Here is a 12987-nt window from a genome sequence, read left to right on the forward strand (position 1 = left end):
GTCTACCCTGGAGGCCCCTCGTGGGGTAGACCCCACCCCTAAGGCCAAGCGACGCAATAAGGCTTAAGGACCGCCAAGCGCCCACCCCCATATTGGGAAAGCAAGGCCTCCTGCACCCCCTTTTCCGGCCAGAGGTAGTCCACCACCAAGGGGGCATCCTCATCCCGGGCCCCACCCAGGTTCCAGGGCCCAGCCTCCTGGCCCACGGGACGGAAATGATCCGGCCCGTAGCCATCCTGGCTTCCCACCAGGACATAGAGGCAAACCTGCTGGCCGGGCTTGGGGTTAAAATGCCTTTTTTCCAGTTGCACGATCACCTGTTTGTCGGCGGGGTTACTGCTCACCAGGATGCCCTCGGCGGTATCGGTGCCGTCCGGAAAGCCCACCCGCTGGCCGTACTGGGGCCAACCTGCGGCCTTCAGGAAAAGGTCCCAAGGGTGCTCCGGATGGAAGGCCACCTTAGCCCCTTTGGCGAAGGTGTCGGTCCGGCCTCCCTCCTTAAAGTCCAGGTAGATGTTGAGGAGCTGGTGGCTGAAGCCCGCCGGGGCCCCCCAGGGGTTGGTCATCTCCGCAAAGGTGAAGACGAAGGTGTAGAGATGGTCGCTATCCAGAATGCGCATCTCCAGGAGATCAAAAAGGCCCTTAAAAGGTGCGAAGGCGGCCTCCTTGGGATAGGTGTAGGTGCCGGGGCCGTGCTCGTCGCCCTCGGGGTCTGGGATGCGCAACACCTCCTTGCCCTCGAGGCGCCTGGGCAGGCTTAAGGCCAAAGGTGCCCCGTTGGGGGCGAAGTCCAGAACGCGCCCGCCCTTCTCGAGTACCAAGGCCAACCGTACCGTGTCCCCGGCCTCCGCCTTGAGGGTGGTATAGGGAAGGCGAAGCTCAAAAACCTCCCCCACCCAAGCCCGCCTTCCCGAAAGGTCCGCTGGGGAGCTGGCCAGAACCCAGGTGCCCTCCCGGTAGGCGTAGCGCACCAAAACCCCTTGCCCCTCCTTCACCTGGTCTAGGTCCAAGGTGATCCGCTGTTGCAGGGGAAATCCCAGGGAAACCTCCAGGCCCTCGGGAAAGGCGGCACCCCCTTCCCCTCCAGGCTGGGTGGCGTAGACATGCAGGCGGAACCCTTGGCCCACCAGGTCCCGGGCCTTAACCCCATCCCGCAGGTCCACCCGAAGGTACACGTTGGCCTCATCAAAACCCAAGTAAACCCCATGGATGAGGTCGTCGGGGGTCTGCATGGCGGCCCCCTCGGAATCCGGCAGGTAGGCCGCCCCCTCCCACTCCCCAGGGGTCACCTGGCCATCCAAGGTGGGCTTCACCCGGCCTGGCGTTCCTTGGGGAGAAACCGGGGGTCGCACGGCGATGAAGAGCTCCTCCGGGGCCTGCCTTCCCAAAATCTGGTACACCGCCCTTAGAAGGCTCCGGAAGGCCTCGTCAAAGGGGGCGTGGTTGGGAAAGGCGGTGTCCTGGCCGTACCACCAGAACCAGTCCGAGGCCTGGGCCGCATAGAGGAGGGCCATGGCCCTCTCCACCACTTTAGGGTCCCCTCCGGCCTCCCGGTAGGCCATCACCGCCTGCCGGGCCCGGCTTAGGCGGTCCCAGGCCTCGTTTTCCTCCGGTTCCCCCGCCCACATGGCAAAATCCCCTGCCCAACCCCCGGTGCCCAGCCGGGCCAAGGGCAAGGAGGGCTCTTGGGCCACCTCCGAAAAGAGGACGGTCTTCAGGGTACCCTTAGCCTGCTCTTCAACAAGGCGCCGGTAGAGGAGGCGGCGGAAGTCGTTGCCGTTATTGGGGTAGTTTTCCCAGGCGTTTTCCCCATCTAGGGCAAGGGTGAGCACCGCGTTGGGGTTTTCCCCAATCACCTGGCGGCGGATCTCCAGAAGGGCGGCGATAAGGTCCTCCACCGCCCGTTCGGCAGGCATCTGGCTGTAGCTGAAACCAATGCGGTCGGAAAGGTCCCGGTGGCGGAAGAAAAGGACCACCCGCTGGCCCTCCTTCTCCACGTGGTAGGTCCGGGTCAGGGTGAGGGGGTTCACGGGTACCCCGCTTTTGCCCAGGACGGCCTCATCGGTCACCAGGAAGCCGATGCCCTCCTCCGCATAGAGCTCCGCCGCCTTTTGGCTTACCGCACCCTCGGGTGGCCACATCCCGCCAGGCATCTGGCCAAAAAGGGTTTGGAAATAGGCCTTCCCCGCCCGCACCTGCCAGGCGGCATCCTCAGGCCAAGCGATGGGCTCCTTGGGCAGGGCCAAAGCAGGGTTGGATTCCCGGATGGCCTCCTTTTCCAGGAGGATGGGCAGGATGGGGTGGTAGTAGGGGGTGGTGATGAGATCCGCCTGGCCCCGTTGCCAAAGCTCCTTGTGCAGGGGCAGGATGGTGGCCATGATCTCCAGGTGCTTTTCCAGCACGTAGTTCACATCCTCCTGGGTGAAGCCTCGGTCCTGCTGGTAAAGGGCCTGGAGCCTGGGGTCTTGGCCTATGTAGTCCACGTTGATCCAGTACAGGTTCCAAAGGAGGCGCAGGTCCTGAAGGTCCTGCTCCGCAAAAGGCTCCCCCCTTGCCCTCTTGGCCTGGAGCTCCCGGTAGCGGGGGCTTTTCTCTATGAAGCGGGGGTTGATGTCAAAGAAACGCTGGACGATAAAGGCCTGTTCCTCAGGGGTAAGGGCGGCAACCGGTTTCTCGGAAAGCCGCCAGTAGGCGTCCTTGGCCTTGCCGGAAAGGTAGTCCTCTATCTGCTTGAGAAGGGTGGAGGTAAGGTCAAAGGTCACCTTGATCCCAGGAAACTCCTTAAGCACCTGGGCCATCCAAGGGTAGCTGTTCACCCCGTGGACCCGCACCCAAGGTTCCTCGTACTGCCCCGTCAAGGGGTTCTCGTAGGGTGGCTGGTGCTGGTGCCAAAGGATGGCCACCCGCAAGGGCTGGGCTAAGGCCAAGGGCCATAGGAGAGCCAGGCTCCAAAGGATCCGCTTCATTCCCTCACCCCCTCGAGAACCTCGTGGAAGAGGTTCCAGCGGTTCGGCGCCCGGATTTTACCCTAGGCCCACCCGGTCCATAATGGACTCATGTCCCTCCTCTTCACCCCTTTGGACCTGAGGAGCGTCAGGCTGAAAAACCGCCTGGCCATGTCCCCCATGTGCCAGTACTCCGCCACCCTGGAAGGCATGGTCACGGACTGGCACCTCCTCCACTACCCCACCCGGGCCCTGGGAGGCGTGGGGCTCATCCTGGTGGAGGCCACCGCCGTGGAGCCCATAGGCCGCATCAGCCCCCATGACCTGGGCATATGGTCGGACGACCATCTTCCGGGCTTAAGGGAGCTTGCCCGAAGGATCCGGGAAGCGGGAGCGGTGCCCGGCATCCAGCTGGCCCACGCCGGGCGCAAGGCGGGGACCAGTAGGCCCTGGGAAGGGGGAAAGCCCTTGGGCTGGCGGGTGGTGGGGCCAAGCCCCCTCCCCTACGACGAGGGGTATCCCGTACCCGAACCCCTGGACGAGGCGGGAATGGAACGGATTCTCACGGCCTTCGTGGAAGGGGCCAAGCGGGCCCTAAGGGCGGGCTTCCAGGTGATTGAGCTCCACATGGCCCATGGCTACCTGCTCTCCTCCTTCCTCTCCCCTCTTTCCAACCAGCGCACGGATGCCTATGGGGGCAGCCTGGAAAACCGCATGCGCTTTCCCCTTAAGGTGGCCCAGGCGGTGCGGGAGGTGGTACCCAAGGAGCTTCCCCTTTTGGTGCGGGTCTCCGCCACCGACTGGGGGGAAGGGGGGTGGGGCCTTAAGGACACCCTGGCCTTCGCCCGCCGGCTTAAGGAACTTGGGGTGGACCTCCTGGACTGCTCCTCCGGAGGCGTGGTGCCCAGGGTGCGGCTTCCTTTGGCCCCCGGCTTCCAGGTGCCCTTCGCCGACGCCGTGCGCAAGGAGGTGGGCATGAGGACGGGGGCCGTGGGCCTCATCACCAACCCCGAGCAAGCGGAAACCCTCCTGCAGGCGGGAAGCGCCGACCTGGTCCTTTTGGGCCGGGTTCTCCTCAGAGACCCCTACTTCCCCCTAAAGGCGGCCAAGGCCCTAGGGGTAGCTCCCGAGGTCCCACCCCAGTACCAGAGGGGATTTTAAGGAGGGTCCAGAGGAGAAAGGGCGGGATGGCGAAGGAGCCAGCGCACCTCCCGCCTTAGGGTTTCGGAAAAACGGGGGCTTCGCTGGGGCAGGGCTTGCCACTCCGAGAGGGTGTAGACCAGGGCCTCCGCGGGTACAGGAAGCTCTTCTAGGGGCAGACTTAGGGCCCGTTGCCAAGGAGGAAGGGAAGAGGAATCCACAAGCACCAGGAGGTCCAGGTCGCTTCCTACCCCGTGGTCCCCCCGGGCGTAGGAGCCGAAATACCCCAGGGCCAAGAGGCCAGGGATGGGGTGACGGGCAAGCCAGTCCCTAAGGGCCCCTTCCACCTCCTCCCGGCTAGGCCATCTGAGCACGGCTGAATTCAAAGATTTCACGGGCATAGCGGACCGCCTCCTGGCTTTGCAAGGGCCCGTAGTGCTCCGCGGAAGGCCCCTCGGGGAACGCATCGGGGTACCGGGTAGGTATATAGAGCCCATCCAGGTAGCGTGCCTTTTCCACCAGGTCTTGGGGAACCTCCAAGGGCAACTCCTTGAGGAGCCGGGCGATCACGTGCCCCCAAGCCTCCTGGCCCAGGTGGAGGTGAAGGGCTTTTACCGCCTTTTCTGCGGCCTGTTGTGCGGCAAAACAAGCCCATTCATGCCGGCCAGCATTCCGGGCAATCTCGGCCATCTCTAGGTCCCTTTCCGCTTGGGAAAGCCAATCCCAGGCCCGGTTCACCCCCTCAGTTTACCGGTAGACTGAAGCCATGAAGGCCATACGGGTGCACCAAGCGGGCGGCCCTGAGGTCTTGACCCTCGAGGACCTCCCCATCCCCAAGCCGGGCCCGGGGGAGGTTCTGGTCAGGCTTCTCGCCATCGGGGTCAACTACATTGACACCTACAAGCGCCAAGGCCTCTACCCCATGCTCCTTCCCTTCACCCTGGGGGAGGAGGGGGCCGGGGTGGTGGAGGAGGTGGGGGAAGGGGTGGTGGGGGTGCGCCCCGGGGACAAGGTGGCCTTCGCCAACGTGCAAGGTGCCTATGCCCAGTACCAGGTGGTGCCGGCGGAAAGGCTGGTGCCCGTGCCCCAGGGGCTTGACCCCAAGCTGGCGGCGGCCAGCCTCCTCCAGGGCATGACCGCCCACTACCTCCTGAAGAGCACCTACCCCGTGAAGCCCGGGGACCAGGTGCTGGTGCACGCGGGGGCCGGAGGGGTGGGGCTCCTTCTCATCCAGTGGGCCAAGCACTTAGGAGCCACGGTCTACGCCACCGCCAGCACGGAGGAGAAGCGGGCCCTTTGCCTCGAGGCCGGGGCCGACCACGCCCTCCCCTACGAGGGCTTTGCCCAGGGGGTGAAGGCCCTTTCGGGAGGGGGGGTGGACGTGGTCTACGACGGGGTGGGGCAGAGCACCTTTGAGGGGAGCCTCGAGGCCTTGAGGCCTCGGGGCTATCTGGTCCTCTTTGGCCAGTCCTCGGGGCCCGTGCCCCCCATGGACCCCCAGGTGCTGAACCGCAAGGGAAGCCTCTTCCTCACCCGCCCCACCCTCCACCACTACACCGCCACCCGCAAAGAACTCCTATGGCGGGCGGGGGAGGTCTTCCAGGCCATTCGGGAAGGGTGGCTTAAGGTGCGCATCGGGGCGGAGTTCCCCCTGGAAAAGGCCAGGGAGGCCCACGAAGCCCTAGAAGGCCGAAAGACCACGGGTAAGGTCCTCCTAATCCCCTAAATAGCGTTTCTTCCAGGCCCTAAGCCCCTCCTCCGGCAGGTAGGCCCCCCGCACGGTGCAGGCCAGGGCGGAAAGGGCGATGGAGCCCTCCAGGATATCCCTGAGGTCCTCCAGGGACAGGCGGGATAGGTTTTCCTTCCCGAAACCCCTCTTGAGCAAAAGGGCGAGAAGCCCAGCAGCGAAGCTATCCCCTGCCCCCACGGTATCCTTTACCGCCACCCGTTTCCCAGGAAGGCGCACCTCCTCCTCCCCCAAGAAGGCCATCGCCCCCTCCTCCCCCAGGGTGAGGACCCTTAAGGGTGGATCCAGGGCCTTCACCGCCCCCACGGGGTCCTGGGGGAAAAGCAGCTTTGCGTCCTCCAGGGAAAGCTTCAGCAGGTCCACCCGGGCCAGGTAGGCTTCCATCCGCTTTCGCTCCTTGGGGGTAGGGGGGTGGCGGAGGTTGGGGTCATAGGAGAGGAGGGCCCCTTCCCCCTCCGCCTCCTCTAGAAGAAGCCCCAAGCCCTCCTCCGTGCGGTCCTCGAGGGCGAAGAGGGAGCCGAAATGAAAGGTCTTGGCCCCTTTTAGGCTCCCTGGCTCCGGATGGTAGGGCTCCCGGAAGGGGCGGTGAAAGCTATAGCTGGCGTTCCCCTCCTTATCCAGCCGCACCAGGGCCAAGGGCATGGGGGCCGGATGGCGGAAAAGCCTCAACCCTAGACCCCGCCTTCGCATCTCCTCCTCGCCCCAGGCGGAAACCCAGTCCTCCCCCACCTCCGAGAGGAAGCGCACGGGAAAGCCGAGGCGGGCTAGGGTGGTGGCGGTGTTCAACACCGAGCCCCCTAAAACCCCAGAGAAGCGCAAGGGGTCCTGGCCTTCCAAAACCAGGTCCACCAGCACCTCCCCAGCTAGGGCCAGCATGGCTCCATTATGCCTGTCATCCCCTTTACAATCCCCCTGGGGCCCCGTGGTATAATCCCCAAGAACCTGGGCAGTATCGTGCGATTCCCCCGGCTATGGGCGTGCTTTCCTAAAGCCCAGAAGGAGGTGGCAGATGCTTGGCGGATATGCGCATAGGCTTGCCCGTATCAACCTCTCCAGCGGCCAGGTGGAGTACTTTGCCCCCGACCCCAAGGACCTGGAGATGTACGTGGGGGGCCGGGGCCTGGGGGTCAAGTACGTGTTTGAAAACGGCCCAAAGGTGGATCCTTTGGGTCCCGATAACCTCCTTTGCATCATGAATGGCCCCCTGAGCGGCACCCGGGCCAAGATGTCGGGGCGGCTGGCCGTGGTCACCAAAAGCCCCCTCACGGGCACCGTCACCGACAGCCACATGGGGGGCTGGACCGCAGCCAAGCTGAAATGGGCGGGGTTTGACGGGCTCCTCATCAAGGGGGCCTCGGAAAAACCCGTCTACCTCCTGGTCAAGGACGGGGAGGTCACCCTCCACGACGCCTCCGACCTCTGGGGCAAGACCACCCACGAGACCCACCGCATCCTAAGGGAACGGCATGGGGAGGACGCCGACGTGATGGCCATCGGCCCCGCCGGGGAAAACCTGGTGCGCTTCGCCAACTGGATCAATAGCGACGAAAGGGCCGCAGGCCGGGGCGGCACCGGGGCGGTGGCCGGAAGTAAGAAGCTCAAGGCCATTGTGGTGGTGGGCAAGCAGGAGAAGATGCCCCAGCCCAAGGACCCCGAGCTATGGCGGGAGGCGGACCAGCAGGCCTCGGCCACCATCAACGACCCCAAGAACGTGACCGCCCCCAAAAAGGGTGGGCTTTCCGTCTACGGTACCAACGTGCTCATGAACATCTGCAACGTCATGGGGGCCCTCCCCACCTTCAACGGCCAGCACACCTGCATTGAGGGGGTGGAGACCATCTCCGGGGAGTACGTCCGCGAACACCGCCTCATCAAGGACAACACCTGCCACGCCTGCCCCGTGGCCTGCAAGAAGATGGTGGAGGTGCACCTCAACGGCAAGGCCATCCGTTTTGAATCCTACGAGTACGAATCCGCCTGGGCCCTAGGCGCCCATGTGGGGAGCACGGACACCGACTGGACGGGCTACGCCATCTACCTCTGCAACGCCTACGGCATGGACACCATAGAGACCGGAAACGCCATCGCCGTCCTCATGGAGGCCACGGAGAAGGGCTACTACCAAGGCCACGATGGGATTCGCTTCGGCGACAAGGAGGGGGAGATCCGCATCCTTGAGGCCATCGCCCACCGCCGGGGGGTAGGGGACAGCCTGGCGGAGGGTCCGGCGCGCTTTGCCAAGGCCATCGGCCATCCCGAGCTTTCCCTCGAGGTCAAGGGCCAGTCCATTCCCGCCTACGACCCCCGCGGCCTTAAGGGCATGGGCATCGCCTACGCCACCTCCAACCGGGGGGCCTGCCACCTTAGGGCCTACACCCCGGCCTCGGAGATCCTGGGCGTGCCCTACAAGACCGACCCTCTGGCCTGGGAGGGCAAGGGCAAGCTCACCAAGCTATTCCAAGACCTTTCCGCCTTCACCGACTCCTTGGACCTCTGCAAGTTCAGCCAGTTCGCCGAGGGCCTCGAGGAGTACGCCAAGCAGCTTGCCGCTTACTGGGGCCGGCCCGTGACCCCCGAGGAGATCCTCCTCATCGGGGAGCGCATCTACAACCTGGAGCGCTACTACAACAACCTGGCAGGCCATGGGGAAGGCTCCGACTACCTGCCCGAGCGCTTCCTGAAGGAACCCTCCGACTGCGCCGGCTCCAAGGGCCAGCTCACCGAGCTGGAACAGATGTTGGAGGAGTACTACCGGGAAAGGGGCTGGGAGAAGGGCGTGGTGCCCCCCGCCAAGCTCCAGGCCCTGGGCATCCTCTCCCACGCCGCCGACTAATACCCTTGTTGTGCGGGCCCCCACCCTGGCGCAAGCCGGGGTGGGGTGGTATTAGACTCAAGCCATGCCCAAGGTGAACCTATACGCCACTTTACGCGACCTTACAGGCCAAAGCCAAGTCCTGGTGGAAGGCAAAACCGTGGGGGAGGTCCTGGAAGCCCTGGTGCGGGCTTATCCTGCCCTAAGGGCGGAGCTCTTTGAGGGGGAAGGGTTGTCCGAGGGGGTCTCCCTCTTCCTGGATGGGCGGGATGTGCGCTACCTGCAAGGGCTCACCACCCCCTTGGCCGAGGAGGCCACCTTGGACCTCTTCCCCCCGGTGGCGGGGGGAGGGTTGGTCCAGCGCTTTGGGGCCCTGCCCCCCTGGCTTTTGGAGAGGTACCTTCTGGAATGGGGCGGAAAAAAGGTGGAAGAAGGGGTCTATGTCCTTCCTGGAGCCACGGTGCGCTTTCAAGAAGAAGAGCCCTTCAAGATAGGAAGCCTTTCCGTAAGCCAGCTTCGGGTGGAGGTGGAAGGGGAAGAAGCCGAGGCCTGGTACGGTCGGGTCCACCTGGCGGCCGCCCGGGGTGGAGGCTAAGGAAGTAAGCGCCCTTCCAAAAAGGCTTGGCTTCTTGGGTCCTTTGGGCTTTTAAAAAAGCTGTCTACAGGAGCTTCTTCCACCACCTGGCCTCGGAGGAGGAAGAGGACCTTATGGGCGAGCCTTCGCACCTGGAAGAGGTCATGGGTAGCCAGGACCACACCCCGGCCCTCTTGGGCCGCCTCCTGAAGCAAGGCCTCCACCTTTAGGGTGTTGGCGGGGTCCAAGCTAGCGGTGGGCTCATCCAGGAGTAAGGCCGCAGGCTCCACCAAGAGCGTTCTCGCCAAGGCCAGGCGCACCGCCTCGCCGGTGGAAAGAAGGTGGGCAGGATGCCTAGCCTTATCCCCCAGGCCCACCCGGGGCAAAATCCTAGCGGCCTGGGCCAGGGCCCGACGCCGGGGTACACCCCTAAGCCAGAGGCCGAAGGCGGCGTTTTCCAGGACGCTTCGCCTGAGAAGAGGAGGGGTCTGGGGCAGATAGGCGCGGAATTCCCCTTCCACCCGACCCTTTTCTGGAGAAACCAGGCCCGCCAGAAGGCGCAAAAGGGTGGTCTTGCCGCTTCCCGAAGGGCCCAGCACCGCCAGGATCTCCCCAGGGTGGACCTCGAGATGGGGAACCTCGAGGCGAAAACCAAGGTGGCGGTACAGCAAACCTTCAGCCTCCAAGATGGGCCCTTCGGGGTTGATCCCAACCTGGTTCATTCCCGCTCCAGGATAACCAGGAGGGCCGTGACCAACAGGGCCACCCCCAGGAGGACAAAACCCAGGCCCAAGGCGCTTTCCAGCTCCCCCTTTCGGGTTTCCACCACGATGGCCGTGGTGAGAACCCGGGTGTGATGGCGGATATCCCCACCCACCAGGGTAGCCGCCCCCACCTCGCTGATGGCCCCACCGAACCCCGCCGCCAAGGCGGCGGCCAAGGTGCGGCGGCTTTCCCAAAACAAGGTGGGGAGCACCTTTGCCTCACTACCCCCCAGGCTCCTCACCAAAAGCCGCACCTCCTCCACCCGGCCCCTGGCCCCGGAAAGGAGAAAGGCAGCAATGAGGGGGAAGGCTAAAACCGCCTCCGCCAGCACCATGGCGTAAGGGGTGTAGAGGAGCCCCAAGGGTCCCAAAGGCCCCGCACGGGAAAGCAAGAGGTACAGGAAGAGCCCCACCACCACGGAGGGAAGCGCAAGGCCCGCATAGAGGAGGATCCGACCCAAAAGACCCCCGCCTCCCCTTAAGGCCAGCCAAAGCCCCAAAGGCACGGCGGGAAAGGCCGCGAGAAGGGTGGCCAGGCCCGCCACCCAAAGGCTCCGCAAGGAAATCTCTAAAAGCTCAGCGGCCTCCACCCCTGGGGATGATACACCGTCCCCTCAAGGGCTTAAAGAGGCGGCTTCCCTCCACCTGCAAGCCCTCCACCAGCCGGGCCGCCTCTTCGGTGGCCAGGAAGCGACGGAGCGCCCGTGCCTCCATTACCCTCGCCCCCTTGGGCACCAGGTAGTAGGTGTACGGGTTCAGGAGAAGGGGGTCTTCCCGGCGGTACAGGGCCACCAGGCCCCTCTTTCGACCCACGGTCAGGTATGTGGCCAGATCGGAAAGGGTATAGGCCCCCATTTCTGCCGCCAGGACCAGGGTCTGGCCCATGCCCGCCCCCGACTCCAGGTACCAACCTCCCCTAGGAGTTAGGCCTGCCCTTTGCCAAAGCTCCAGCTCCTTCAGGTGGGTACCCGAGCGGTCCCCCCGGGAAACGAAGGGGGCCTTGGCGGTGGCGATCCGCCTTAAAGCCTCCAAAACACTCCCCGCCTCCCCAACCCGGGCAGGGTCCTGGGGTGGCCCCACCAGGAGGAAGGCGTTTTGCGCCAAACAAAAGGGCTCGGCAATGAAGCCGCGGCGTAGCGCCTCCCCCTCGAGGATGGGGGCGTGAACCAAAACCGCATCCACATCCCCCCTTTGAGCCAGCCGGAGGGCCTGCCCCGTCCCCACGGCCAACACCTCCACCCGTAGGCCTTCAGCCTTGGCAAAGGCTGGCAAAAGCCGATCCAAAAGCCCCGAGTCGTAGACGCTGGTGGTGGTGGCCAACCTAAGGCTTAGGCCTGGGCTGGAGGCCAAGGCAATTAAGAGGACCACCGACTGGATAAAGCGCATGGGAAGAGTTTAGCCTGGAAGGGTGGAAACCTTGAGCCAGGCCTGGCACCTTTTCCAGGAGGGCCGTTACTTTGAGGCCCATGAGGCTCTGGAGGAGGTCTGGCGGGAGGCTCGAGGGGAAGAGCGGCGCTTTCTGCAGGGGCTTATACTTCTGGCCGCAGCCTTGCACCAGGCGGAAAAAGGGCGAGGCGGCTTGCGGAACCTCAGGAAGGCGGAAGGCAAACTTCAGGGCCTCCCTTCCCCTTATCTAGGCCTAAACTGGCAGCCCCTATGGGAGGAGGCCCGGCGTAGACTTGGGGCGTGAACGCTTGGGTCTACGCCTACCGCGGTCAAGAGGTGGAAAACCGGCACCGGGTTTCCTTGGCCATCCACGGTCGGGAGGGGCTTTTAGCCTATGGGGGAAACCCCGGGCTATGGACCTATATGCGCTCCTCGGCCAAACCCTTCCAGGCCCTGGCCCTTTACCTCACCGGAGCGGTGGAACGCTTTGGCCTTGGCGAGGAGGAGGTGGCCCTGGCCACCGCCAGCCACGACGGCACCCCCCGGCACGTGGAGGTGGCCTCGAGGTTCCTGGCCAAGCTGGGCCTAGGCCCTGAGGCCTTGGTCTGCGGCGTGCACCCTCCCTTTTCCAAAGAGGCTCGGAAGGCCCTGGAGGAAGCCGGGCTAAGCCCCACCCCTCTTCACCACAACTGCTCAGGGAAACATGCAGGCATGCTGGCCGTTAGCCTGGCCCTAGGGGCTTCCCCAGAAGGGTACGAAAGCCCAGACCATCCCGCCCAACGCCTCAACCTCCAAACCCTCCGGGAACTTTCCGGCATGGAGCCGAAAATAGCCACGGATGGCTGCAGCGTCCCCACCTTCGCCCTGCCCCTTTCCCGGGCCGCCCGGGCCTTTTACCTGCTGGCAGCGCCCCAAGAGGCCCCCAGGAGCTACCAAGAGGCCCTAAAGAGGGTGCGGGAGGCCATGCGCCACCACCCTGAGCTGGTGGCGGGGCCAGGAAGCATTGACACCCTCCTGATGGAGCGCCTGCCGGTGGTGGCCAAGCGGGGTGCGGACGGCTACTATGGCCTCTCTCTCCTAGAAGGCCCCCATGGGCCCTTAGGCATCGCCCTTAAGGTGGAAGACGGCTCGGCCCAGGCCCGGGAGGTGGCGGTGGTGGCCCTTGTGCGCCTCTTGGGCCTGGACCCCGGCCCCACCCCTTGGGACCGGCCGGAGCTCAGGAACCATCGGGGGCTAGAGGTGGGCCATTTGGAAGCCCGCTTTGACCTCACCTGGCTCTAGGGCTAACCGGCCCTTAGGCCCAGGATCAGGCCCCCCACGAAGCTGGCCCCAAAGGGAAGGTTGTAGGTGAGGGTGTTAAGGAGCCTCTCCCAAAGGCTTTGCAAACCGGGCTGCTTTAGGAGGGGCTCCACGTCCTTTTGGATGCGGGTCCAGTCCACCTGGATATAACCCGCCTGGGCCAAAAGCTGCACAGCCACGAAAAGAAGGCCAAGGATGATGGCCAAAAACCGGCCCACCTTCTTCAGGGCATAGCCCACCGCATACCCGGCCAAACCGCCAAAGGTCATCTGGCCCAGGTAGGGGCTTAGGTCGGGTAGCTCCACGCCTTCACCCTAGCG

The 12987-nt window shown here is 64.6% G+C and carries 14 protein-coding genes; 6 read left to right on the forward strand and 8 right to left on the reverse strand.

What is annotated here, in order from left to right:
* Positions 1 to 38: 38 nt before the first annotated feature.
* Positions 39 to 2966 carry a glucodextranase DOMON-like domain-containing protein gene (locus tag L0D18_RS05705; RefSeq protein ID WP_243027918.1) on the reverse strand — a complete coding sequence of 976 codons (2928 nt, stop codon included), beginning with the start codon at positions 2964 to 2966 and terminating at the stop codon, positions 39 to 41.
* Positions 2967 to 3056: 90 nt separating this feature from the next.
* On the opposite strand from L0D18_RS05705, the gene L0D18_RS05710 reads away from it, so the two are divergent.
* Positions 3057 to 4106 (forward strand): NADH:flavin oxidoreductase/NADH oxidase, encoded by a 1050-nt coding sequence (locus tag L0D18_RS05710; protein ID WP_243027919.1) that lies wholly within the window; start codon positions 3057 to 3059, stop codon positions 4104 to 4106.
* Here L0D18_RS05710 and L0D18_RS05715 read toward each other — a convergent pair.
* Together L0D18_RS05715 and L0D18_RS05720 are read right to left on the reverse strand one after the other, a co-directional pair.
* The gene (locus L0D18_RS05715; RefSeq protein ID WP_243027920.1) at positions 4103 to 4486 is read right to left on the reverse strand and encodes a nucleotidyltransferase domain-containing protein; all 384 of its coding nucleotides are present in this window, start codon (positions 4484 to 4486) and stop codon (positions 4103 to 4105) included. The genes L0D18_RS05710 and L0D18_RS05715 overlap by 4 nt on opposite strands.
* Positions 4443 to 4823: a HEPN domain-containing protein gene (locus tag L0D18_RS05720; protein ID WP_243027921.1), complete on the reverse strand. Its 381-nt coding sequence runs from the start codon at positions 4821 to 4823 to the stop codon at positions 4443 to 4445. Before L0D18_RS05720 ends, L0D18_RS05715 begins: the two co-directional genes overlap by 44 nt.
* 28 nt (positions 4824 to 4851) lie before the next feature.
* Here L0D18_RS05720 and L0D18_RS05725 point away from each other — a divergent pair, with 28 nt between their 5' ends.
* Positions 4852 to 5811, forward strand: a complete 960-nt coding sequence (locus tag L0D18_RS05725; RefSeq protein WP_243027922.1) for a quinone oxidoreductase family protein — start codon at positions 4852 to 4854, stop codon at positions 5809 to 5811.
* On the opposite strand, the gene L0D18_RS05730 is transcribed toward L0D18_RS05725, so the two are convergent.
* Complete coding sequence (locus L0D18_RS05730; protein ID WP_243027923.1) at positions 5800 to 6708, reverse strand: carbohydrate kinase family protein; 909 nt, start codon at positions 6706 to 6708, stop codon at positions 5800 to 5802. The two genes, L0D18_RS05725 and L0D18_RS05730, sit on opposite strands and share 12 nt — an antisense overlap.
* Before the next feature lie 133 nt (positions 6709 to 6841).
* On the opposite strand from L0D18_RS05730, the gene L0D18_RS05735 reads away from it, so the two are divergent.
* Entirely contained in the window at positions 6842 to 8665 is a 1824-nt protein-coding gene (locus L0D18_RS05735) for an aldehyde ferredoxin oxidoreductase family protein (protein ID WP_243027924.1), read from the forward strand.
* Between the two features lie 64 nt (positions 8666 to 8729).
* Positions 8730 to 9239, forward strand: a complete 510-nt coding sequence (locus L0D18_RS05740) for a ubiquitin-like small modifier protein 1 (RefSeq protein WP_243027925.1) — start codon at positions 8730 to 8732, stop codon at positions 9237 to 9239.
* Here L0D18_RS05740 and L0D18_RS05745 read toward each other — a convergent pair.
* Genes L0D18_RS05745 through L0D18_RS05755 form a run of 3 tightly spaced genes read right to left on the reverse strand, consistent with a single transcriptional unit; the run spans position 9236 to position 11368 of the window.
* On the reverse strand, positions 9236 to 9940 hold the full coding sequence (locus L0D18_RS05745) for an ATP-binding cassette domain-containing protein (protein ID WP_243027926.1): 705 nt from the start codon (positions 9938 to 9940) through the stop codon (positions 9236 to 9238). The two genes, L0D18_RS05740 and L0D18_RS05745, sit on opposite strands and share 4 nt — an antisense overlap.
* Positions 9937 to 10572, reverse strand: a complete 636-nt coding sequence (locus tag L0D18_RS05750) for an ABC transporter permease (RefSeq protein ID WP_243027927.1) — start codon at positions 10570 to 10572, stop codon at positions 9937 to 9939. The genes L0D18_RS05745 and L0D18_RS05750 overlap by 4 nt, the downstream gene beginning before the upstream one ends.
* Positions 10559 to 11368, reverse strand: coding sequence for an ABC transporter substrate-binding protein (locus tag L0D18_RS05755; RefSeq protein WP_243027928.1), 810 nt, complete (start codon positions 11366 to 11368; stop codon positions 10559 to 10561). Before L0D18_RS05755 ends, L0D18_RS05750 begins: the two co-directional genes overlap by 14 nt.
* 22 nt (positions 11369 to 11390) lie before the next feature.
* Here L0D18_RS05755 and L0D18_RS05760 point away from each other — a divergent pair, with 22 nt between their 5' ends.
* Positions 11391 to 11672, forward strand: a complete 282-nt coding sequence (locus L0D18_RS05760; RefSeq protein WP_243027929.1) for a DUF309 domain-containing protein — start codon at positions 11391 to 11393, stop codon at positions 11670 to 11672.
* Complete coding sequence (locus L0D18_RS05765) at positions 11669 to 12649, forward strand: asparaginase (RefSeq protein ID WP_243027930.1); 981 nt, start codon at positions 11669 to 11671, stop codon at positions 12647 to 12649. Before L0D18_RS05760 ends, L0D18_RS05765 begins: the two co-directional genes overlap by 4 nt.
* A 2-nt stretch (positions 12650 to 12651) precedes the next feature.
* Here the strand turns inward: L0D18_RS05765 and L0D18_RS05770 are convergent, their stop codons facing one another.
* Positions 12652 to 12972, reverse strand: a complete 321-nt coding sequence (locus L0D18_RS05770) for an FUN14 domain-containing protein (RefSeq protein WP_243027931.1) — start codon at positions 12970 to 12972, stop codon at positions 12652 to 12654.
* Positions 12973 to 12987: the final 15 nt, after the last annotated feature.

It is taken from the genome of Thermus albus (assembly GCF_022760855.1).
Lineage (GTDB): Bacteria > Deinococcota > Deinococci > Deinococcales > Thermaceae > Thermus > Thermus albus.